This is a genomic window from Verrucosispora sp. FIM060022 (assembly GCF_003977705.1).
Classification (GTDB): Bacteria; Actinomycetota; Actinomycetes; order Mycobacteriales; family Micromonosporaceae; genus Micromonospora; species Micromonospora gifhornensis.
The window spans coordinates 23,811-46,048 of record NZ_RQIV01000005.1 but is presented as its reverse complement, the minus strand read 5'-3'; the positions used below and the strand labels follow the sequence as shown (position 1 = coordinate 46,048).

Below are 22,238 nucleotides of genomic sequence, written 5' to 3'. Positions count from 1 at the left end.
ACCCCCACCACTGTCCAATTTGCGTAAGGGACCAGTCGATGCGCCTGTGGAATCCGTCCCAACGATCACGACGCCGATCACGAACTTTCGCCGTACTCTGTTCGGCCGCGCTCGTCGCGGCCATCACCGTCGCGCCCACCCCGGCCGTGGCCGACGAGGTCGTGCTCAGCAACGACTTCGAGTCCGGCTCGTACGCCCCCTGGGGACCACGCGGTGACGTGACCCTCGCCATCGCCGACGAGGGTCACGACAGCGACGGCAGCCTGTCGGTCACCGGCCGTACCGCCAACTGGCAGGGACCGGCCACGAGCGCGACCGCGCTGATGCGGCCCGGCAACCGATACACGGTCACCGCCTGGGCGAAACTTCCGACCGGCACCGAGGGCAGCGCCGGTGTGCACTTCACCGTCGAGTCCACCCCGGCCGGTGGCGGCGAGAACACCTACACCTGGATCGGCGACAACGTCACCACCACCGCCGACGAGTGGGTACGCATCGGCGGCGAGTACACCCTGCCCACCGGTCTGGACGCCGCCACCCTCTACGTGGAGGCGGAAGGCAACACCCCGTTCCTGCTCGACGACGTCCTGATCACCGCGCTGGACGGCGGCGGGGGCGGGCCGGAGCCGGGCACGATCGTCATCGACACCGACTTCGAGGACGGTCTGGACGGTTGGGGACCCCGCGACGGCGGTCCGGGCGCCCCGACGGTCACCCTCACCGACGTCGCGCACGGCGGCACCTCCGCCGCGCTGGTCACCGACCGGGTGAACCAGGGCGCCGGCCTGGGCCGCGACGTGACCGGCCTGTTCACCGCGGGTGTCACCTACGAGCTCAGTGCGTGGCTGCGGTTCGCCGCAGGTCAGCCGGCCGACCAGATCTGGCTCAGCCTGGCCAGCACCACCGGGGACAGTCAGTCGTTCAGCACCCTCGCCCAGTTCGAGACGATCACCAACTCGGGCTGGACGGAGGTGACCGCGCGGTTCACCATGCCGGCGGCGGACAGCGCCTTCCTCTACTTCGAGACCCGCTGGCAGGGCGAGGACGTGACCGGCAACACCAGCGACTTCCTGGCCGACGACATCGTCGTGCAGGTGCCCGAGCCGCCGGTCATCGAGGACCTCACCCCTCTGCACGAGACCACCGACTTCCCGGTCGGCGTGGCCATCGACAGCCGGGAGACGATCGGTGCTCCCGCCCAGCTGCTGACCCGGCACTTCAACCAGATCACGGCCGAGAACCACATGAAGCCGGAGGCCTGGTACGACGAGGCGGGCAACTTCCGCCCGCACGAGCAGGCGCTGACCATGATGGACTTCGCCCGCGACAACGACCTGCGCGTCTACGGTCACGTGCTGGTGTGGCACAGTCAGACCCCGGCCTGGTTCTTCACCGACTCCGCCGGACAGCCGCTGACCACCTCGACGGCCGACCAGCAGGTGCTGCGGGAGCGGCTGCGTACGCACATCTTCAACGTCGCCGAGTCGCTGAGCGAGCGGTACGGCCCCTTCGGCTCCTCCACCAACCCGCTGTACGCCTTCGACGCGGTCAACGAGGTGGTCAGCGACAGCGGCGAGTACAGCGACGGTCTGCGTCGCAGCGAGTGGTACCGAATCCTCGGTGAGAGCTTCATCGACCTGACCTTCGAATACGCCGACGAGGCGTTCAACGACGTGTACGCCGCCGAGGGCGCTGACCGTCCGGTCACCCTGTTCATCAACGACTACAACACCGAGCAGAGCGGCAAGCAGGCTCGCTACCTGGCCCTGGTGCAGCGACTGCTCGCCCGCGACGTGCCGGTGCACGGGGTGGGACACCAGTTCCACGTCTCGCTGGCCATGCCGATCAGCGCCCTGGAGACCGCGCTGGAGACGTTCGCGGATCTGCCGGTCACCCAGGCCGTCACCGAACTCGACGTCACCACCGGCACCCCGGCCACCCAGGCGAAGTTCATCGACCAGGGCTACTACTACCGGGACGCCTTCCGGGTCTTTCGGGCGTACGCCGATGATCTGCTGGCCGTCACGGTCTGGGGGCTCACCGACGGACGTTCCTGGCGCTCCGGCAACGGCGGCCCGCTGCTGTTCGACGACAACCTGCGCGCCAAGCCCGCCTACTACGGGGCGGTCGACGGTGAGCTGCCCGCCCGGCTGCGCACCGCGAACGTCTTCGCCGGTGACGTGCCGCTGACCGCCGCCGCAGCGACGGACCTGACCTGGCGCAAGCTGCCGCTGCACTCCGTCGAGGACGTCGCCGGGTTCCAACTGCGCTGGGCGCCGGACCACCTGACCGCGTACGTCACGGTCGACGACACCACGGTCTCCGGCACCGACCGGGTCAGCTTCGTGCTGGGCGGCGAGACCTACCACGTCGGCCGGGACGGCAGCGGTGACGTACCGGCCGTGGCGGCCGCCCGGGACGGCGGTTACCACCTGGTCGCCCACCTGCCGCTGGCCGCAGCGGCCGAGGGCGACACCCGCACCCTGGACGTGCAGGTGCGCGACGGTGACACCACCTCCGGGTGGAACACCCCGGGCGCGGTGGGCACCCTGACCCTGGTCGAGGAACTGTCCTACGTGGAGGTACGGGAGGCCGCCGAGGCACCGGTGATCGACGGCTCGGTCGACGCCGGCTGGGCGAACGCGACCACGGTGACCACGGACAAGCAGGTCTCCGGCACCGACGGGGCGAGCGCGCAGGTCCGTACCCTCTGGCGGGGTCAGACGCTCTACGTGCTGGCCGAGGTCACCGACCCGGTGGTGGACGTCTCCGGTTCCGATCCGTGGATCCAGGACTCGGTCGAAATCTACGTCGACGCCGGCAACTTCAAGAACGGCAGCTTCCGGTACGACGACACGCAGATCCGGATCAACGCCGACAACGTGGTGTCGTTCGGCACCGGCGACGAGGGGTTCCAGGCGAACCGGCTGGAGAGCGCGACGGTCCGCACCCCGACGGGTTACACCGTCGAGGCGGCGATCAGCCTGCTCGAATACGGTGGCCTGGGCACCTTCCACGGCCTGGACTTCCAGGTCAACGACGCCTCCGACGGGGCCCGGACGAGCATCCGCAACTGGGCCGAGCAGGAGGGCGCGGGCTACCAGAGCACCGCGCGCTGGGGGGTCGGTCGCCTGGTGGCCGGGTCGAACGTGGAGGTGGCGCTGAAGCAGATCACCCGCTGGTACTCCGACAGCGGCGGCGGCTACTGCGCGACCATCACCGCGACCAACACCAGCGACAAGCCGGTCGACTGGTCCGCCGTGGTGCAGCTCGAAGGAGACATCTACGACGCGTGGAACTTCAAGCGCGAACGCCTGGCCGACGGTAGCTACCGGATCAGGGGTGTGGACTGGAACCGCACCCTGAAGCCGGGGGCCAGCACCTTCAGCGTCGGTTACTGCGCCAACCTGTAGCGACACGTACGACGGGAGGGCACATCGTTGTCGGGTGTGCCCTCCCGTGCTGTCCGTGGGCCCAGCTGCGGGGAACCGACGGCGCGGCTCAGTTCAGGCCGGCCGACCACCTGCCCTCGTCGGCGAGCAGCTCGGCCAGGTCGGACCAGGTCAACTGCCGACCGAGGGCCAGCCCGGTCTGGTACACGTGCGGCTCGAGAGCAGCCGCCACACCTGCGCAATCAGTCGCTCCACCGAGACGATCCGGCCGTGGGCGGCGACCAGACCGAGAAGGTCGTGTTGAAGCGGTCGCCCCACTCCTCGGCCCGGTTCACGCTGACCGTGCAGCCGTTGTTGCCGGGCGGCGGGGTGGTGGGCGGCCCGCTTTCGCCGGACGACCGGCGAACAACCGGAGCGCCGCCACGAGGCCGGTCGGCGTTCACGAACGCCGGGGGCGGCGCGAACCGGGTGCGCCGGCCAGGCCGGGACGTCTAGTCACCCAGGCGAGTGCCCTGGTGAAGGCCAGACGTTGCTCGAGCATCTCCAAACCCGGTACGGGTGACATTACGACCGGGAGCAGGACGCACGAACTGCCCGCCGGGAGGCGTGGCGTTTGATCAGCCTCGCGCCCGGGAAGCCGCGCGCGATGAGCGAGGTCGACGACCGAACCACGGCGCGGCGGGTGCTGATCGCCATCGGGCTGGTCCTTGCCACCGCGGCCGGACTGGTACTGGTGTGGCAGACGCGCAGGGTGCTGGCCTGGACGGTGGTGGCGGTGTTCCTGGCGGTGGCGCTGAATCCGCTCGTGGAACGAGTGCAGCGCCGGTGGGTGCGGCGGCGGACGGTGGCCACGCTGCTGGTGTTCCTCGCCTTCCTGGTGGTGCTCGGCGCGCTGGCGGCGCTGGTCCTCGTGCCGCTCGTCGAGCAGCTGGGCCGGTTCGCGGAGCGGGCACCGGAGCTGGTACGGGAGGCCCGGGGCGGTCGGGGACCGGTCGGTGGGGTGCTGGAGCGGTTGCACCTGCGGCAGGCTGCCGGACCGCACATCGATCAGCTGCAGCGTTACGGCGCCCAGGCCGGGCGGTCGACGGTCGCGGCGCTGCGGGCGACGGTGCAGGGTGTCGCGGGCGCGTTGACGGTGACGGTGCTCGCCTTTCTGATGGTGGTTCAAGGGCCGCGGCTGCTGTCCGGGGTGCTGGCGTTGGCCGGTGAGGGCCGCCGGGGGCGGCTGTGCCGGATCGGGCGGGGGGCGTCGCGCACGATCACCGGCTATGTGGGCGGGAACCTGGTGATCAGTGTGATCTGCGGGCTGGCGACGTTCGTGGTGCTGGCACTGACCGGAGTGCCCTTCGCCGGCGTCATCGCTCTGGTCGTCGCGGTGGCCGACCTGATTCCTCTCGTGGGGGCGACGCTGGGGGCGATCGCCGCAGGCGGTGCGGCATTCCTGCACTCACCCACCGCCGGGGTGGTCGTGCTGGTCTTCTTCGTCCTCTACCAGCAGGTGGAAAACCATCTGCTCCAGCCGGTCATCATGTCCCACACGGTGCAGCTCAACCCTCTTGTGGTGCTGGTCAGTGTGCTGGTCGCCGCGGAACTCGGCGGTCTGGTCGGAGCGCTGCTGGCCATACCGGTCGCCGGAATCGTACGTATCCTGCTGCGCGAGTTCGTCCCGGCGTCCCAGCGGCATCGCGCGGCAGAGTCCGGCGAGACATGACGCGGGTCGAGGGGATGCTCCGCTACGCCGGCCCGAGCAGGCGCATACGGCATTCCTGGAACTGTTCGTCGATGTGGCGGTCGGTGCAGCGTCGGATCTTGCCGAAGTCGTTCATCCACGAGTTCGTGTTGGGTCGAGCCCGGGCGCGGTGCCTGGATTGCTCCAGGTCCGTTTCCCGGACCCGCCCGCCGAACCCGGCGTGCGACTCTCACCGCACCGGGCTCTCCACGAGGTCATGCCGTTGGGGTGGGTTTGTCGGTGTGGGCTGCCAGGGGTTCGAACAACTCGACCCCGTCGAAGGCGATGGGCTGCCGCGCGTTCCGCTCTCGAGACGCCCCTTCAGTTCGTGACGCTCAGGGCGCCGCCGAGGGCGCGACCGGCCTCCCGCGCCGACTCCAACGCCCCGGCATGCATCTCCGCGGCCACGTCGGCGAAGGCGTCGAGCGCGGGTGCGACCCCGACCAGGGTGAACTCCCGTTCGATCACGGTGAGGTCGGCGCCCCAGCAGTCGACGAGGATCCGGCGCAGGTACGCCGTCGAGTGGTCCCAGCCCTCCCGGGGAGTACCGGCACCGTACGCGCCACCACGCACCGTGGCGAGCACGACGGGCTTGCCCGCCAGGAACGGCTGCCCATTGGCCCGAGGGTCGGTCAACACCAGGTCGATGTACGTCTTGAAGTGCTGGGAGACGCCGTAGTTGTAGAGCGGCACGGCGAACAGCAACGCCTCGGCGGCCAGCAACTCGTCCACCAACGTCGCGGCGAGAGCGACCGCCTCCTGCTGCTCGGGGGTGTGTTCCTCGGCCGGCGTCATCGAGGCGGACAGCGCCGCCGCCCACGCGGTCGACGGCAGGGTGTCCACGCCGACATGACGGCGCTCGACGGTGTCACCGGGACGGTTGGCCAGCCACTCCTGTTCGACGATGTCCGCGATCTCCCGACTCGCGGACCCGTGCGTACGGATGCTGGCGTCCAGCCTGAACAGGGTCACGGTTACTCTCCTCGGCATGTAGGTTCAAGGTTGAATCCGAGGCTAGAGCATCTGCTTCAAGTTTGAAGTAGTTTGAGAGATGCCTCACTCATGGCCGAACCGAGCGGCATACTCTTGCGACATGTCTGACGAACCTCGGTGGTTGACCGACCACGAGCGCGACGCCTGGCTTGCGCTGGCCAAGCTGATGTTCAACCTGCCGAGTGCTCTCGACGCCCAACTGCTGCGCGACAGCCACCTCACGCTGTTCGACTATTTCGTGCTCAGCGGCCTGTCCATGACACCCGGCCGGACCATGCGCCTCAGTGACCTGGCCAGTTTCGTCAGCTCCTCGCTGTCGCGCCTGTCGAACGTCGTCAAACGGCTTGAGCAACGAGGGCTGCTGCGCCGCGCGCCCGACCCGGAGAGCCCTCGCTACACCGTGGCCACGCTCACCGACGCCGGCTGGGATCTCGTGGTCGCGGCGGCCCCGGGGCACGTCGCGGCCGTGCGCCACTACGTCATCGACGGTCTGACCCCGAGCCAGATCGACGTCCTGCGCGAGGTGGCCTGCCACGTGACCCGGCAGATCGCCGCGGCGCCGGAGTCCGCTAGCCAACCCCGGTGACACCAGTCCCCCGCGTGCTGTTCGAATGCCGTGCGGGCCACCCGGGTAGATCGTGAGGGTGACGTCCTTGACGATCTTCGCTGCCTGCTGGGCCGAGCCGTCGATCGGCACGATCTGGTCGTCGTCACCGTGCACGATCAGCGTGGGACATAGATCCGCTGCAGGTCCTCGGTCAGATCGGTCTCCGAGAACGCCTTGATCGAGTCGTACGCGGCCTTGTGCCCGGACTGCATGCCCGGCAGCCAGAAAAAGGGGCCTTCGGCGAGGTTCCCGGCACTGCTGCGAACCGGGCCGACGTCCGGGCCACCTCGCCACCGCCGGCGGAGGAGCCGATCAGCGTCGCCCTTTGCAGGTCCAGAGCCGTCAGCACGGCGGCCAGGTCGTCCGCGTAGTGGTCCATGTGGTGCCGGCGTGCGTCACAAATTTTGGCATGACGACCATCTGTCTGAAATATTATCGGCAGTGCCGAGCATTTCATTGAGCGACAACAGCGGCACCAGCCCGCCGAGGGCCGGCTGCGACAGAGGTCAGACCGCGCGGAGACGACTCCTCGTGGGCACGAGTCCGGGATGAGGAATGGTCATGGAGATCGGCATCGCTCTCGACGTGTCACGGTTGGCCCACGCCCCGCAGGAGACCGTCGCGCTGGCCCGCCTGGCCGAGGAACGCGGCCTGGACCTGGTGGTCGTCGCCGACGGGACGGCGGAGCGGGCCACCGGCCTCGACCCGTGGACGGCGGCGGTCTGGCTCGCCGGATCGACCAGCCGGATCACCATCGGCGCCCCCGCCAGCGACATGTCACCACCCGATCCGACCGACCCCGAGGCGCCGTACCCGAAGGTCCAGGCCAAGGCAGCGGACAGCCTCGACATCCTGGCGCCGGGTCGGATCATCTCCGACCCGGCGGGCTGGGTCGTCGCGTCACCGGACGCGACGCCGGAGGATCTGGCCGGCGCTGCCGAGACCGATCTGCCCGTCGTGGTCCCGGTGCAATCGCGCGAGGACGTCGAGCGTCTCGCCGCGCTGGTCGCCGGGCGCGACGACCGAGCCGGGGTACGCCGACGCCCGGCGGCCGTACGCGCGCACCGCAAGCCGGCCATCGACTACGACGGCGTACCGGCGTCACTCGCCGAGACGGCGGTCGAGCCCGGTGACCCGCCCTACCGCGCCCTGTCCTCGACCTACCTGCGCGGTGGTGCTCCCGGACTCGTGCTGCGACCCCGGACACCGGCGGAGGTGTCGGACGCGATCGAGTTCGCCCGGCGACACCGGCACCTGCCGCTGGGCATCCGCAGCGCCGGCCACGGCATCAGTGGCCGCTCCACGAACCGTGGCGGCCTGGTGATCGACCTGGGCGCGATGAACGCGATCGAGGTGGTGGACCCCGCCCGCCGGCTCGTACGCACCGGTCCCGCCGCGACCTGGAAGCAGATCGCCGCGGCCCTGGCCCCGCACGGGTGGGCGCTGGGCTCGGGAGACTACGGCGGGGTCGGCGTCGGCGGGCTCGCCACGGCGGGCGGGATCGGCCTGCTCTCCCGCAACCACGGCCTGACGATCGATCATCTCCGGTCGGTGGACCTCGTGCTCGCCGACGGCCGGCAGGTGCGGGCCAGCAGGCAGCAGCACCCGGAGCTGTTCTGGGCCGTACGTGGCGCGGGCGCCAACTTCGGCATCGCCACCTCGTTCGAATTCGAGGTCGACGAGGTGGGTGAGGTCGGCTGGGCGCAACTCGCCCTGGTCTCCACCGACATCGAACAGTCGCTCCGACGCTACGGCGAACTGGCAAGCGCCGCGCCCAGGGACACGACGGTCTTCCTCGTCACCGGGCAACCCCGCGACGGCCTCTCGACCATCCAGCTCTTCGCGGTGGTCGACAACCCGGATCCCGACATCGTCGTGGCGCGCCTGACACCGTTCCTGGAGCTCGGCATGCTCGCCCGCCAGCAGGTGGTGATGACCCCGTACGCGGGTGTCATGGGTAGCGCCGCCGACGTCGGACCGGACGGCCAGCACGGCTTCGGCGAGCCGAACTCCCGGTCGGCGTTCCTGCCCACGCTGACCCCCGAGTTCGCCCGCGACGCCGCCGCGATGCTGCGCAGCGGTGCCGTCTACTTCTTCGAGCTGCGGGCGATGGGCGGCGCGATCGCCGACGTGGCACCCGGCGACACCGCCTTCACCCACCGCACCCCGGCCTTCCAACTGGCCGCGATGGGCCAGAACGACAAGCGCCTCACCGCGGTGTGGGAGCCACTGCGCCGGCATTTCGACGGCCTCTACCTCAGCTTCGAGACCGACCGCAGCCCGGCGCGGCTGCTCGACGCCTTCCCGGCACCGGTGCTGGAGCGCCTGCGCGCGTTGAAACGCCGGTACGACCCGGACAACCTCTTCCGGGACAACTTCAACATCGACCCGACGGTCGACCCCGCAGCGGTGCAGGAGGCACGCGCATGACCGACTACGGACACGACCTGCTCTTCGGCGTCTTCGCCACGCCCGTCGCGCAGCAGGCCCGACAGGTTGTCGACCTGGCCGTCACCGCCGACCGGGCCGGTCTCGACCTGGTCAGCTTTCAGGACCACCCGTACCAGCCCTCGTTCCTGGACACCTCGACCCTGCTCGCCTTCACCGCGGCCCGCACCGAGCGCATCCACGTCAACGCCAACGTCGCCAGCCTGCCGCTGCGACCGCCGGCGGTGCTGGCCCGGGCCGCCGCCTCCCTCGACATCCTCAGTGGCGGCCGCTTCGCACTCGGCATCGGTGCCGGTGCGTTCTGGGACGGCATCGCCGCCATGGGGGGACGGCGGCTGAGCGCCGCCCAGGGCGTCACCGCACTGGGCGAAGGCATCGAGATCATCCGCGAGATCTGGGACACCGACGCCACCGGGGCCGTGAACTACGACGGGCGGTACTACTCGGTGAAGGGGGCCCGACGTGGCCCGCGGCCCGCCCACGACATCCCGATCTGGGTCGGCGCGTACAAGCCGAAGATGCTCGCCCTCACCGGTGCGGTCGGCGACGGCTGGCTGCCCACCATCGAGTACCTGCCCCGGGGGGCCGATTCCCTGCCCGAACTCCATGCCCGGATCGACGCCGCGGCGCACGACGCCGGTCGCGACCCGGCCGCCGTACGACGGCTGATGAACTTCATGAACGTCCAGTTCTCGTCGGCGCCGCGCGGGCTGCTCAACGGCCCGTCCGACGCCTGGGTCGACCAGATCGCCGAGCTGGCCCTGCGGCACGGCGTCAGCGCCTTCATCATCGGCGGCGACGACCCGAGCATGACGCAGCGCTTCGGCGCCGAGATCGCACCTGCGGTACGGGCGATCGTCGAGCGGGAACGCCGACCCGCCGCGCCGGATCGGGCGCAGGGCGAGGGGTGACCGTGTGGTGGGGTGGCCCGACCCACCCCACCACGCGGGGATCAGCTGCGCAGGGACCACTGCTGGTTGGTGCCGCCGTGGCAGGCCCAGAGGTGGACCTTTGTGCCGTTGGTGGTGCCGTAGCCGCTGGCGTCGAGACAGAGCCCGGACGCGACACCGGTGATGGTGCCGTTGCTGTTGACGTTCCACTGCTGGTTGGTCTGGCCGTTGCAGTCCCAGATGATCGCCAGGGTGCCGTTGGCGGTGCCCTGCCCGGAGGCGTCGAGGCACTTGTTGCCGTACACCATCAGTTGCTTGCCGGCGGTGTACGTCCACCGCTGGTTGGTGCCGCCGTGGCAGTCCCAGAGCTGCGCCTGGGTGCCGTTGGTGGTGCTCGACCCGCCGATCTCCAGGCAGCGGCCGGACTGCCCACCGACGATCTGCACGCTCTGCGGGGTGCCGCCGCCCTGCGGTCCGGCGGCGGCCATCACGGCCTGGGCGCCCGAGGGCCAGTTGCCGCCCGTCACCGTCACGTTGCCGGAGACGACGTTGCCCCGGTCGCCGTTCGTCACGTTGGTGCTGCCGTTTGTCGACCAGTTGTTGGTGACGGTGAAGTTGCCCATGTTCTCGGCGTACCAGTAGTTGGCCGTGGCCCAGGTGCCGGTCGAGGAGAAGACGTTGTTGCGGGCGGTGAAGAAGCGTGAGCCCTCGTCGAAGTAGAGCCCGAAGTGGCCGTTGGTCCGCAGGCAGTAGTTGTCGCTGATCAGCGCGCCCGGGTTCGCCGACAGGGTGTAGATGCAGCCGCCGTCGTTCATCTGCTGCATGACGTCGTGCACGTAGTTGCCGATCAGCCGGTTGTTGGCCGCCGTGGTGGCGGTGGTGTAGCGCGGCTGGTAGTTGTACAGGCCCCGGTCGGCGTAGTGGTTGCTGCCGCCGGCGTCGTTGGAGCCCCAGCCGTAGCCGATGGACATGCCGGTGTACGGCATGTTGTAGACCTCGTTGTACGAGATGGTGGCGTTGGTGACGTACGTGGTCAGCACCGAGACGATGCCCCGGTACTCGATGCCCAGGTCGTGCAGCCGGTTGTTGCTGATGGTGATGTCCCGGTTGACCATCCGCTGGTCGCTCGGGTGGTGGGCGTCGGCCCGTACGCCGCCGACGACGATGCCCCCGGCCGCGTTGCGGGCGATCTCGGATCGGGTGACGGTGATGTTGCTGGCCCCGAGGCCGACCCCGCTGGCGTGGGCGTTGGCGTCGTTGCCGATGCCGATGGCCGTCTGACCGAGGTTGACGAACGCGGAGTCGGTGAAGGTGATGTTGTCGGCGGCGGAGATCTGCACGGCGGCCGGCATCTGCTGCCAGTTCGGTCGGGTCGCCTCGAACTGCGGGCAGCCGTTGTGGCACGAACTGAAGGCCGGCCAGTTCCAGTTGCCGTAGATGTACGCGCCGGTCTGCTGATCCACGTAGCCCTGGTTGCTGCTGGCGCCCAGCCAACTCGTGCCGGTGAAGGTGATCCCGGAGAACGTCACGTGGTGCGCGGGCGCGGCGTACGTGCCGCCGAGCTGGAGCAGGGACTGCAGGGTCGGCAACTCCACCCGGGCGGTGCTCATGTTCTGCCCGGCGAGCGGGATGTAGGACAGCGCGCCGCTGCCCGGATCCAGATACCACTCCCCCGGCGAGTCCAGGAACTCGTAGGCGTTGGTCAGGTAGAGCGGGCCGGGCCGGTGCGGGCTGGTGAAGGTGTCGTACCCGAAGTTGTTGTTGCTCCAGCCCGGCTGCTGCATCCGGATCTGGTTGCCGCTGATGCTCTGCACCGACACGTACCGGTCGGTGAAGGAGTTGACGCTCTCCATCTGGATGCGGCTCTGGTTGGCCAGGTTGTTCAGGTAGCTCAACGCACCGCTGGTGAACCGCATGCCGGTGCTGTCGGCGGTGAAGTCGGCCCGGTTGACCTGGGTACGGGCCCGGGTGGCGACGGCACCGTCGACGTAGAGTTGCCGGCTGTCCAGCCCGGCGCCGACGTTGGCCCGCCAGATGTTGCGGCCGGCGTCGACCAGCGACCAGCCGGTGACCGCCCGCGCGCCGCTGATCACGGGTCGGGCCGACGGTGCCGCCTGCCACAGCACCCGGTAGCCGTTGGTGCCGGAGTCGGCGGCGGTGAACCGCAGTGGCGACGACAGCCGGTACACCCCGTCGGCGAGTTGCACGACGATGTCGCCGGACATCGAGCTGTTCAGCGCCCGTACCGCGGTCTGCGCGGCGGTCAACGAGCACGGCTGGGCGGCGCTGCAACTGCTGCCGCTACCGGACGGGGATGCGTACAGGGTGGTGGTGGCCGCGAGGGCGGGTGCGGCGGAGGCGGCCACGACGGTGGCGGTGACCGCGCCGGTGAGCGTCACCGCCGCGATCGCGGCCAGCACCCGTCCGGGTGCGGCCGACAAGGGAGGTACGGACACAGAGGTCTCCTTACCTGGGACGGGAGTGTGGTGGGTGGGGGTGCGTGCTCAGGGCTGCACGGGATGTCGCTGGCAGGTCAGCCGAGGATTCCGCGCAGGTGGGCCAGGCCGTCGAGGGCGAGCCGGTCCGGTGAGGGAGCCAACGGTCGCCAGATCGAGGCGGCGGTGGCGATCGTGTCGTTGTCCGGGGTGAACGACTCGATGCAGACCGCGCCCCGGTATCCGGTCGTGGTCAGCACGGCGAGGAACCGGGGCCAGTCCAGGTGGTCGGCGCCGGGAGCACCCCGGTTGGTGCCGCTGACCTGCACGTGCTTGATGTGCGAGCCGGCGACGGCGAGCGCGGCGTACGGGTCGGCCTCCTCGATGTTCATGTGGTACGTGTCGATCATGAGACCGACGTTCGGCGGCAGACCGTCGATCAGGTCCAACGTCTGCTCGATGGTGTTGACCACGCTCGTCTCGTAGCGGTTGAGCGCCTCCACGCCGATGGCCACACCCCGCTGTCCGGCGTAGTCGGCGACCGGCGTCAGCGCCCGACGGAAGTCGGCGTAGCAGGCGGCGCGCTCGGCCACGCTCATCCGCCAGGTCCGGCCCACCGAGGCGTAGACCGGCCCGCCGACGGTCGGCGCGCCGACGGCCACCGCAGCGTCCACACAGCCCCGCAGGTACGCCCGGGTCGCCTCGACCACCTCCGGGGTGGCGTCGACCAGGTCCCGACCGGGCGGGGTGACCGCGCAGACGCCGGCGGCGGTCAGGCCGTGGGCCGTGAGCAGGTCCCGGGTCCGTGCCGGATCCCAGTCCCCGGGCTGCTCGATCGGCAACTCCACCGCGTCGAAGCCGAACCGGGCGATCCGGGGCACCAGGTCGGCGAGGGCCGCGTCGTCGACCGGTGAGGCCCACACCCACGGGTTGACGCCGATCTCGTACATCGGGCCTACTTCCAGCGCTGGGGGTATCCGGGCAGGTCGGTGCAGCCGCACATCGCGTAGTGCAGCGGCGGCATGTCCGCGTCGAGGTAGCTGTCGAGGTTCTCCTGTGTGATCGTCGGCTGGGGCAGCTTCCACGGGCTGGACACCTGCTGGCCGTCGAGGATGCGCAGGGCCGCGATGATCGGGGTGCGCCACTGGTAGGTCGGGTAGGTCGGCGCGATCGCGGTGAGACCGGCCTCCTTCCACACCTTCAGGAAGTCGAGCTGGTCCTCGCCGTTGATCGGGGGCACCGGCTTGCCGGCGTCCTGGAACGCCTCGACCGCCGCGACCGCGACCGCCCCGGCGTCCATCCAGACGCCGTCGATGGTGCCGTACCGCTGGAGGTAGTCGTCGACGATCTTCTTGGTCTTGGCCGGGTCGCCGTCGGTGAACTCGACCCCGACGACGTCGACGCCCGCCTTGTCGAAGGCGACCTTCGCGGCGGACCAGCGGGTCTCCAGCACGTCCACGCCGGGCAGGATGCGCAGGGCGAGCAGCTTGCCGCCGGGCTTCATCCGCTGGCTGACGAACTCGGCGCCGACATGACCGAAGCCGTACCCGCCGATGGGGTTGATGAAGGTCACCGGGCAGTCGGTGTCGACGCCACGGTCGAAGACGATCACGGGCAGACCGGTCTGGCAGGCCGCTTCCACGGCCGGGGTGAGGGTGGCGGTGGTGTTCGGCGAGACGATCAGGGCGTCGCAGTCCTTGCCGAGCAGGTCGTTGATGTCGGCGATCTGCTTCTGGTCCTTGCCCTCGGCCTCGACGTGCACGAACTCCTTGATCCGGTCGCCCTGCGCCGCCACCTCGGCCTGCATGGTCTTGTAACCGACCTGCCGCCAGGGGTTGTTCAACGCCGCGTTGGAGAAACAGATCTTGTACGGGCCGGCCTTCTTGAACTTCGTGGTGTCCACAAGCGTGGGGTTGAGCGCCTGCTCCCACGGCTTGTCCGCCGGACCGGTGGCGGTGGCGTCGAGCAGCGCCAACTCGTTGTCGTAGTCGGCCTGGTCGAAGAACTTCGACTGCTCGCCGGTGCCGGCGCCGGCAGGTGCGGACTCGGTGCTCGACGGGGTGGCCACCGGCGTGTCCGTGGCGCAGCCGGCGAGCGTCAACAAGGTCACCGCGGCGACCGCGGCCAGGCAACGTTTCATGAGGCAATCCCCTTTATCTGGATGAGAAACGCCGGGCCGAGACCGCCACGGCGAGCAGGATGATGGCGCCTTGCACGCTCGGTCTGAGCGCGCCGGAGACGCCGTAGAAATTCATCAACGCGAAGAGCAGTTCGAGGGTCAGCGCGCCGAGCATCGCGCCGACGACCGAGCCCCGGCCGCCGCCCAGGGCGACCCCGCCGAGGACGACCGCGGTGATGGCACCGAACTCCAGGCCCGCGCCGGCCTGGAAGGAGACGCCGCCGTAGCCGCCGATCAGGATCGCCGCGACCGCCGCGGCGAGGCCACTGAGGACGAAGGCGATGGTGCGGGTCCGCCACACCCGCACCCCGCTCAGCTGTGCGGTCCGCGGGTTGTCGCCGACGGCGACCAGGGTCCGACCGAAGTCGGAGCGCATCAGCAGCACCGCGGCCACCGCGAGGACCAGCAGGACCAGCAGCGCGTACGGCAGCCGACCGAGCACCGGTACGTCCTCGACGGCCCGGCGACCGAGTTGGCGGAACTGGTCGGTGAGACCGCCCTTGGGTGCGCCGTCGGACCAGAGGTAGACCGCGCCGACGAGGATCAGGAACATGCCGAGGGTGGTGACGAACGAGGGCACCCGCAGCCGGGTGGTGATCAGGCCGTTGACCAGGCCGACGAGCGCACCTCCGGCGAGCAGCACCAGCACCACCGGCCAGGTCCGCGACGGGTCGCTGTCGATGAGCCGGGCGGCGACCACCACCTGCGCGGTGACCAGGGAGCCGACGGACAGGTCGAACTCCCCGGAGACGATCACGAAGTACTGACCGGCGGCGAGCAGGATGATCGGCGCCGAGCGGCCGAGGAACGACATCAGCGACGGCGGGCTGAGGAAGTCGGGTTGGCGGGCGGCGACGAGGGCCAGGAGCACCACCAGCACCGCGAGGATCGGCAGGATCCCACCGGCGTTGCCCCGCCGCAGCGGTGCGAGGCGGCGGGAGACGGTCTGTGTGGTCACCGGTCCGCCTTCCGCAGGGCCCGACGGGCGTAGACGGCCACGGCGGCGATGATGATCACGCCTCGGACGACCTGCTTGGCGAAGGCGTCCACCGCGAGCTGGTTGAAGATGGCGTCGATGCCGGCGAGCAGCAGCACTCCGCCGACGGTGCCGACGACCCCGCCCCGGCCGCCGGCGAGGGCGGTGCCGCCGATCACCACCGCGGCGATCGATTCCAGGTCGTAGAGGCCCTCGGTGCCGACCCGGGGAGCGCCGGAGCCGAGGCGGCTGGCGAGGTAGATCCCGGCGAGCCCGGCGCACAGGGAGCAGAGCACGTGGGCGATCACCCGTACCCGGTCGTTGCGGACCCCGGAGAGCCGGGCCACCTCCGGGTCACCGCCGACGGCGATCAGGTGGTGACCGAACCGGGTCCGCGACAGCAGGAACCAGCAGGCCCCGGCGACCGCGAGCAGCAGCAGGAAGGACAGCGGTACGGGCCCGACCCGCTGGTAGCCGAGGGTCTGCACGAGGGCCGGGGCGGTGCTGCCGGCCGGGCCGTCGTACCTGCTGTCGAGATAGCCCTTGAGCAGCAGCCCGACGCCGAGGGTGGCGATGAACGGGTTGATCTGACCGGTGGTGACGAGCAGCCCGTTGAACAGCCCGATGCCGGCGCTGACGAGCAGGGCGAGGCCGATCGCGGGCAGCAGCGCCGCGTTGCTGCCGTTCATCGTCTCGGCCGCGACGAGGGTGCTGAGGCTGACCACGTACGCCACCGAGAGGTCCAGTGAGCCGCCGAGGATGACCAGGGTCTGGCCGACCGCGACGAACCCGAGCCCGGCGGCGACGTGCAGCAGACTCACCGTCGTCGACTGGTTGAACAGTTGGCCGCCGTCGATCGCGACGACCAGCCAGCCGATGGCGAGGGTGAGGCCCAGGGCCACGAACACGCCCGGCACCGGTCGGCGGGCGGGCAGCAGGGGCAGGGCGCTCACGCGGCCGTCTCCCGTACCGTGCCGACGGCGAGCGCGACGACGTCCTCCTCGGTGGCGCCGGCCGGCAGTTCACCGGCGATCCGCCCGTCGCACATGACGATCATGCGGTCGCTCATGCCGAGCAGTTCGGGCAGGTCCGACGAGATCATCAGTACCGCCGCGCCGTCGCGGGCGAGTCGGCGCACCAGGTCGTGGATCGCCGACTTGGCACCCACGTCGATGCCCCGGGTGGGTTCGTCGAAGAGCAGGATCCGCGGGTTCACGGCGAGCCAGCGGGCCAGCACCACCTTCTGCTGGTTGCCGCCGGACAGGTACCGGATCTCCTGCTGGTCACCGGCGCTGCGGACCTCGACGGCGGCGAGCAGTTCCCGGACCCGTACGCTGCGGGCGGCGCGGCCGGAGCGGAGGGCGAAGACGGCGCGGCTGGCCAGCAGCGCGTTGTCCAGTACGGACTGGCGGGCGACGATCCCCTCGCCCTTGCGGTCCTCGCTGACGTAGGCGACCCCGGCCCGCATCGCGGTACGCGGGGAACGCAGGCGGGTCGGGGTGCCGTCGACGACGACCTCGCCGGCGGTGAACGGTGCCACCCCGAACAGGGCCCGGGCCAGGGCGGAGCGCCCGGAACCCTGGAGGCCGCCGACGCCGAGCACCTCTCCCGCGCGCAACGTCAGGTCGATGTCGCGCAGCTTGCGGTTGCCGCCCGCGCGGACGGTGAGCCGAACCTCGCCGATGTCCTGCGGGGCGGCTCGCGGCGGGTAGTAGTGGGACAGTTCCCGCCCGACCATGTGCCGGACCAGCTCGTCGGCGGTGGTGTCGGCGGTGGGCACGCTGGTCACCCGCCGGCCGTCCTTGAGCACGGTGATCCGGCTGGACAGGTCGAAGACCTCGGTGAGCCGGTGCGAGACGTAGAGGATGCCGATGCCCTGCTCCTGAAGGCGGCGTACCAGGCGGTAGAGCAGGGCCACCTCGTGGTCGGCCAGCGCGGCGGTGGGTTCGTCCATGATGATCAGTCGCGCGTCGAGGGCGAGCGCCTTGACGATCTCGACGACCTGTTGCTGGGCGACGCTGAGGCGTCCGACCGGCGCGTCGGCGGGCAGGGCCGTCTCGCCGATCGTGGCCAGCAGACGTCGGGTGGAGGCGAGCATCTGACGCCGGTCGACCAGGCCGCGGCGTACCGGCTCGTGGCCCAGGTAGACGTTCTCGGCGACGGTGCGCTCCGGCAGCAGGTTGAACTCCTGGTGGATGATGCCGACGCCGGACCGCTGGGCGTCGCGTGGGCTGCCGAACACCTGCGGCTGCCCGGCCAGGGTGATGGTGCCGGCGTCCGGGGCGTACCCGCCGGAGACGATCTTCATCAGGGTGGACTTGCCGGCGCCGTTCTCGCCGACGACCGCGTGCACCTCGCCGGCCGCGACGTCGAGGTCGACCTCGTGCAGGACACCGACGCCGAAGAAGGACTTGCTGATGCCCCGCAGGGCGAGCAGGGCACCGGAGTGTCCGTCTGGCATCGTCGAAATCCCTTACGGATAGTAGTCAGAATCGAGGTGCATCGGCGGCACACAGAGCACTTCCGCGTCGGCGACCCGCCCGTTTTCGTCGCCGAGCACGGCACTTCCTGTGGTCGTGCTCAAACTTTCGCTTGACACAACCGAAACATCACACGTATGAAGATAGATGTTCGGGTATGAGTTCGCAATCCCCTACCTGGCAGCGGCTTTCGATCATCTCACCGCCCAGGTGAGCGTCCATACGGGCACCTTCAGGACGCGCGCTACCGCACCACACCGCTCCAGATGTTGTCGTTAACATCAACGACTTCCCATATATAGAGCTTCCAGCCCCGGCCCTCCCGACCACGGGACGGCAACCGATCCGGCATGACGCTGCGTGACCGCCGGCCGTGCGACCGGGCGACGCCAGGCACGACGACGCGACCAGGCTCGCGCCCACCGCACGGCACCCTGCGCCGTGCCCGGACCGGTGACCGGCTCCGTGGTCGCACCACAGTTGCCCCGCCCCGCCCCGCACCGCACCGCACCGCCACAGAGGAGACGGAATGCGTCGTAAGACAACAATCATCGGTGTGACCCTGGGTCTGTTACTGGCGCTCGCGCTGGTCAACCCGGCGTCGGCGGCGCCCGCCTTCCGGGCGCTGCTGTTCACCAAGACCACCGGCTACCGGCACGACTCGATCCCCGCCGGGGTGTCGATGTTCCAGCAGCAGGCGGCAGCCGACAACTTCGAGCTCGTGCACAGTGAGGACTCGAGCGTCTTCACCCCGGCCAACCTGGCCACCTTCGACGTCCTCATCATGTTCCAGACCTCCGGCATGGTCTGGACCTCGGCCGCCCAACGCCAGGCGGTGGAGGGCTACCTCGCCTCCGGCAAGGGAATCGTCGCCATCCACAACGCCACCGACATGGGCATCGAGGGCGAATACCCGTGGTGGGACCAGACCATCAACGCCGGCGCGCACATGCCCGAGCACTCCCCCGGCGTGCTGCCCGGCACCGCGATCGTGGCCGACAAGAAGCACCCGTCCACAGCCAGCCTGCCGGATCGCTGGAACCGCAGCGAGGAGTGGTACAACTTCGACAAGAACCCCCGCGGCGACGTGCACGTGCTGGTGACCGCCGACGAACGGACGTACAACCCCGGTTCCCGGGCGATGGGCCCGGACCACCCGATCTCCTGGTGCCGCAGCGTCGGCGGCGGTCGGGTCTGGGCCACGGCCATGGGTCACGCCATCGCGTCCTACAGCGAGACCCACTTCCGCAACCACGTCCTCGGTGGCGTCAAGTGGGCCGCCGGCAACCAGCCCGGCGACTGCGGTGGCACCGTCTGGGGCAACTTCGAGAAGCGCACCCTCGACGACAACACCGTCGACCCGATGGCGCTGGCGGTGGCACCCGACGGCCGGGTGCTCTACGTGCAACGCGGCGGCCAGGTCAAGATCTTCAAGCCGAGTACGAACAGCACCGTCACCGCCGGCACGCTGAGCGTCTACACCGGTGGCGAGGACGGACTCACCGGGCTGGCCCTGGACCCGAACTTCGCCAGCAACGGGTACGTCTACCTGTACCACTCACCGGCGAGCAGCAGCACGGACGTCAACCGGGTGTCCCGCTACACGTTGACCGGTGACACGCTCAACATGTCCAGCGGTGTCACCATCATCGACATCCCGGCGTACCGGGACCGGACCTACCCGGAGCCCGGCCACACCGGCGGGTACATCGACTTCGGTCCGGACGGCAACCTCTACATCGGCACCGGCGACGACGTGGCACCGAACCTCGACCCCAACTGGCAGGGCTACGCCCCGCTGGACTGGCGGTCGGGCAAGCACATGCTCGACGCCGCCCGTACCGCCGGCAACACCAACGACCTGCGTGGCAAGCTGCTGCGGATCCGGCCCTCGGCCGGCGGCGGCTACACCATCCCGTCGGGCAACCTCTACCCGCAGGGCACCGCGCAGACCCGCCCGGAGATCTACGCGATGGGTTTCCGCAACCCCTTCCGCTTCTCCATCGATCCGGCCAACGGCTGGGTCTACCTGGCCGACTACGGGCCCGACCGCAATCCCCCGACCACCAACCGCGGCCCCGAAGGTCTCGTCGAACTCAATGTGATCAAGGCGCCGGGGAACTACGGCTGGCCGTTCTGCCACGGCGACAACCAGCCGTACGCGCCGTACAACCCGGACACCGGTGCGGTGGGCGCCAAGTTCAACTGCGCGGCGCCGGTGAACAACTCGCCCAACAACACCGGCCTGACCAGCCTGCGGCCGGTGGTCGCGCCCAACATCTGGTACGGCTACGGCACCTCGCAGACCTTCCCCGAACTGGGCTCCGGCGGCTCCGCCCCGATGGGTGGACCGGTCTACCGGTACAACGCGGCGAACCCGTCGGCGACCAAGTTCCCGCCCTACTACGACGGCGTGCACTTCTTCTACGAGTGGTCCCGCAACTACATCAAGGAGGTGCACTTCGACTCCGCCACGGCGGTCACCCGCACCAACCCGTTCCTGCCGACCACCCGGTTCAACAAGCCGATGGACATGGAGTTCGGCCCGGACGGTTCGCTGTATCTGCTGGAGTGGGGCACCAACTTCGGCGGCGGCAACAGCGACTCGGGTCTCTACCGGATCGACTACATCCAGGGCGGACGTACCCCGATCGCGAAGGCGAGCGGGACGCCGACCAGCGGCAACGCCCCGCTGACCGTGCAGTTCTCCAGTGCCGGGTCGATGGACCCCGATCCGGGCGACACGCTCAGCTACCAGTGGACCTTCGGTGACGGCACCACCTCGACGGCGGCCAACCCGTCCAAGGTCTACACCAGCAACGGCAACTACACGGCCCAGTTGAAGGTGACCGACAGTTCGGGCAAGAGCGGCTTCGCCAACGTCCAGATCACCGTCGGCAACACCGCCCCGGTGGTCACCATCACCACCCCGGCCAACGGAGGCATGCTTACCTTCGGCGACCGGGTCTCGTACCAGATCTCCGTCTCCGACCCGGGTGGCGCGGCGATCGACTGCTCCAAGGTGTTCCTCAATCCCGCGCTCGGGCACGACGACCACGCCCACGAGACCACCGACTATCCCGGCTGCTCGGGCACGATCCCGACCGACCTGCTCGGCGGGCACCCCGACGGCGCCAACCTGTTCTACGTGCTCAACGCCCGCTACACCGACAACGGCGGGGCGGGTGGCGCGGCGCCGCTCACCGGTCACGCGCAGGTGATCCTCCAACCCAAGCACAAGCAGGCCGAGTACTACAGCAGCCAGTCCGGCACCCGGGTCGTCGAGCAGGCCGGCGCGCAGAGCGGCAAGCGCATCGGGGACATCTCCAACAACGACTGGGTGGCGTTCACCCCGATGAGCCTGTCGGGGATCAACACGGTCAGCTACCGGCTGTCGTCGCCGTCGGGCGGCGGCACGATCGAACTGCGGGCCGGCTCACCCACCGGCACGCTGCTGGCCACCACGCCGGTGCCCGCCACCGGCGGCTGGGACAACTACCAGTCCACGCCGCCGGTGAACGTCACCGCCCTGGCCGGGACCCACACCCTGTATCTGGTGTTCAAGGGCAGCGGCAACAACTGGTTCGACCTCGACTCGCACACCTTCGGTGGCCCCGGGGTCGGCACCGGCGGCCCGGTCACCCCTCCTCCCGGTGACGGGGTGGCGGGCCGGACCTGGACGCTTACCGCGCAGCACAGCGGCAAGCTGATGGACGTCAACGGTGTCTCCACCGCCGACGGCGCGCAGATCCATCAGTGGGCGTCCACCGGCGGCAACAACCAGAAGTGGCAGGCCGTCGACGCCGGTAATGGCGCGGTCTACCTGAAGGCGGTGCACAGTGGCAAGTGCGCCGAGGTGATCGGCGGCTCCACCACAGCGGGGGCCTTCCTCCAGCAGGCCACCTGCAACAACAGCAACCAACAGAAGTTCACCGCCACCCCGACCGGCACCTCCGGGGTCTACACGGTGAAGAGTGTGCCGAGCGGGCTCTGCCTGGACGTCAACTCCGCCGCCACCACCGACGGAGCCCGACTGTTGCAGTGGACCTGCCACGGTGGCACCAACCAGCAGTGGCGGTTCAGCCAGGCCTGACCGGCCACAGCTGACC

General features: G+C 69.8%; 14 protein-coding genes and 1 pseudogene. 6 read left to right on the top strand and 9 right to left on the bottom strand.

Annotated features, from left to right (window positions below; all coding sequences use genetic code 11):
- The first annotated feature begins 38 nt into the window (after positions 1–38).
- Positions 39–3,413 carry an endo-1,4-beta-xylanase gene (locus EG812_RS15590; RefSeq protein WP_158632515.1) on the top strand — a complete coding sequence of 1,125 codons (3,375 nt, stop codon included), beginning with the start codon at positions 39–41 and terminating at the stop codon, positions 3,411–3,413.
- Positions 3,414–3,501: 88 nt separating this feature from the next.
- Here EG812_RS15590 and EG812_RS29940 read toward each other — a convergent pair whose 3' ends face one another.
- The gene (locus tag EG812_RS29940) at positions 3,502–3,624 is read right to left on the bottom strand and encodes a hypothetical protein (protein WP_286047753.1); all 123 of its coding nucleotides are present in this window, start codon (positions 3,622–3,624) and stop codon (positions 3,502–3,504) included.
- Between the two features lie 414 nt (positions 3,625–4,038).
- Here EG812_RS29940 and EG812_RS15580 point away from each other — a divergent pair, with 414 nt between their 5' ends.
- Complete coding sequence (locus EG812_RS15580) at positions 4,039–5,103, top strand: AI-2E family transporter (protein WP_126711948.1); 1,065 nt, start codon at positions 4,039–4,041, stop codon at positions 5,101–5,103.
- Between the two features lie 339 nt (positions 5,104–5,442).
- Here EG812_RS15580 and EG812_RS15575 read toward each other — a convergent pair whose 3' ends face one another.
- Entirely contained in the window at positions 5,443–6,093 is a 651-nt protein-coding gene (locus EG812_RS15575) for an FMN-dependent NADH-azoreductase (protein WP_126711947.1), read from the bottom strand.
- A gap of 121 nt (positions 6,094–6,214) precedes the next feature.
- Here EG812_RS15575 and EG812_RS15570 point away from each other — a divergent pair, with 121 nt between their 5' ends.
- Complete coding sequence (locus EG812_RS15570; protein ID WP_043720626.1) at positions 6,215–6,700, top strand: MarR family winged helix-turn-helix transcriptional regulator; 486 nt, start codon at positions 6,215–6,217, stop codon at positions 6,698–6,700.
- 24 nt (positions 6,701–6,724) lie between these two features.
- Here the strand turns inward: EG812_RS15570 and EG812_RS29625 are convergent.
- Positions 6,725–7,100 (bottom strand): annotated as a pseudogene (locus tag EG812_RS29625) (alpha/beta fold hydrolase); the annotation flags it as partial.
- Positions 7,101–7,282: 182 nt separating this feature from the next.
- Between EG812_RS29625 and EG812_RS15565 the strand changes: the two are divergent.
- Together EG812_RS15565 and EG812_RS15560 are read left to right on the top strand one after the other, a co-directional pair.
- Complete coding sequence (locus tag EG812_RS15565) at positions 7,283–9,151, top strand: LLM class flavin-dependent oxidoreductase (protein WP_126711946.1); 1,869 nt, start codon at positions 7,283–7,285, stop codon at positions 9,149–9,151.
- The gene (locus EG812_RS15560) at positions 9,148–10,080 is read left to right on the top strand and encodes an LLM class flavin-dependent oxidoreductase (RefSeq protein ID WP_126711945.1); all 933 of its coding nucleotides are present in this window, start codon (positions 9,148–9,150) and stop codon (positions 10,078–10,080) included. Before EG812_RS15565 ends, EG812_RS15560 begins: the two co-directional genes overlap by 4 nt.
- Positions 10,081–10,121: 41 nt before the next feature.
- Here the strand turns inward: EG812_RS15560 and EG812_RS15555 are convergent, their stop codons facing one another.
- The 6 genes from EG812_RS15555 to EG812_RS15530 all read right to left on the bottom strand — a co-directional run bounded on the left by EG812_RS15555 (position 10,122) and on the right by EG812_RS15530 (position 18,110).
- A complete protein-coding gene (locus EG812_RS15555; RefSeq protein ID WP_199743878.1) occupies positions 10,122–12,515 on the bottom strand; it encodes an RICIN domain-containing protein in 2,394 nt (797 codons plus the stop codon).
- A 77-nt stretch (positions 12,516–12,592) separates the two neighbouring features.
- Positions 12,593–13,444: a sugar phosphate isomerase/epimerase family protein gene (locus EG812_RS15550; RefSeq protein WP_126711944.1), complete on the bottom strand. Its 852-nt coding sequence runs from the start codon at positions 13,442–13,444 to the stop codon at positions 12,593–12,595.
- Between the two features lie 5 nt (positions 13,445–13,449).
- Positions 13,450–14,634, bottom strand: a complete 1,185-nt coding sequence (locus EG812_RS15545) for a substrate-binding domain-containing protein (protein WP_126711943.1) — start codon at positions 14,632–14,634, stop codon at positions 13,450–13,452.
- 13 nt (positions 14,635–14,647) lie between these two features.
- The gene (locus EG812_RS15540; protein ID WP_199743877.1) at positions 14,648–15,631 is read right to left on the bottom strand and encodes an ABC transporter permease; all 984 of its coding nucleotides are present in this window, start codon (positions 15,629–15,631) and stop codon (positions 14,648–14,650) included.
- Positions 15,628–16,602 carry an ABC transporter permease gene (locus EG812_RS15535; protein ID WP_126711942.1) on the bottom strand — a complete coding sequence of 325 codons (975 nt, stop codon included), beginning with the start codon at positions 16,600–16,602 and terminating at the stop codon, positions 15,628–15,630. Before EG812_RS15535 ends, EG812_RS15540 begins: the two co-directional genes overlap by 4 nt.
- Positions 16,599–18,110 carry a sugar ABC transporter ATP-binding protein gene (locus EG812_RS15530; RefSeq protein ID WP_126711941.1) on the bottom strand — a complete coding sequence of 504 codons (1,512 nt, stop codon included), beginning with the start codon at positions 18,108–18,110 and terminating at the stop codon, positions 16,599–16,601. The genes EG812_RS15535 and EG812_RS15530 overlap by 4 nt, the downstream gene beginning before the upstream one ends.
- Positions 18,111–18,658: 548 nt before the next feature.
- Between EG812_RS15530 and EG812_RS15525 the strand changes: the two genes are divergently transcribed.
- The gene (locus EG812_RS15525; RefSeq protein ID WP_126711940.1) at positions 18,659–22,222 is read left to right on the top strand and encodes a ThuA domain-containing protein; all 3,564 of its coding nucleotides are present in this window, start codon (positions 18,659–18,661) and stop codon (positions 22,220–22,222) included.
- The last annotated feature ends 16 nt before the right edge of the window (positions 22,223–22,238 follow it).

Coding starts and splice junctions, on each gene's coding strand:
- EG812_RS15570 (WP_043720626.1), top strand. CDS start 6,215: ATGTCTGACGAACCTCGGTGGTTGACCGACCACGAGCGCGACGCCTGG.
- EG812_RS15525 (WP_126711940.1), top strand. CDS start 18,659: ATGCGTCGTAAGACAACAATCATCGGTGTGACCCTGGGTCTGTTACTG.
- EG812_RS15565 (WP_126711946.1), top strand. CDS start 7,283: ATGGAGATCGGCATCGCTCTCGACGTGTCACGGTTGGCCCACGCCCCG.
- EG812_RS15580 (WP_126711948.1), top strand. CDS start 4,039: ATGAGCGAGGTCGACGACCGAACCACGGCGCGGCGGGTGCTGATCGCC.
- EG812_RS15590 (WP_158632515.1), top strand. CDS start 39: ATGCGCCTGTGGAATCCGTCCCAACGATCACGACGCCGATCACGAACT.
- EG812_RS15530 (WP_126711941.1), bottom strand. CDS start 18,110: ATGCCAGACGGACACTCCGGTGCCCTGCTCGCCCTGCGGGGCATCAGC.
- EG812_RS15560 (WP_126711945.1), top strand. CDS start 9,148: ATGACCGACTACGGACACGACCTGCTCTTCGGCGTCTTCGCCACGCCC.
- EG812_RS15550 (WP_126711944.1), bottom strand. CDS start 13,444: ATGTACGAGATCGGCGTCAACCCGTGGGTGTGGGCCTCACCGGTCGAC.
- EG812_RS15545 (WP_126711943.1), bottom strand. CDS start 14,634: ATGAAACGTTGCCTGGCCGCGGTCGCCGCGGTGACCTTGTTGACGCTC.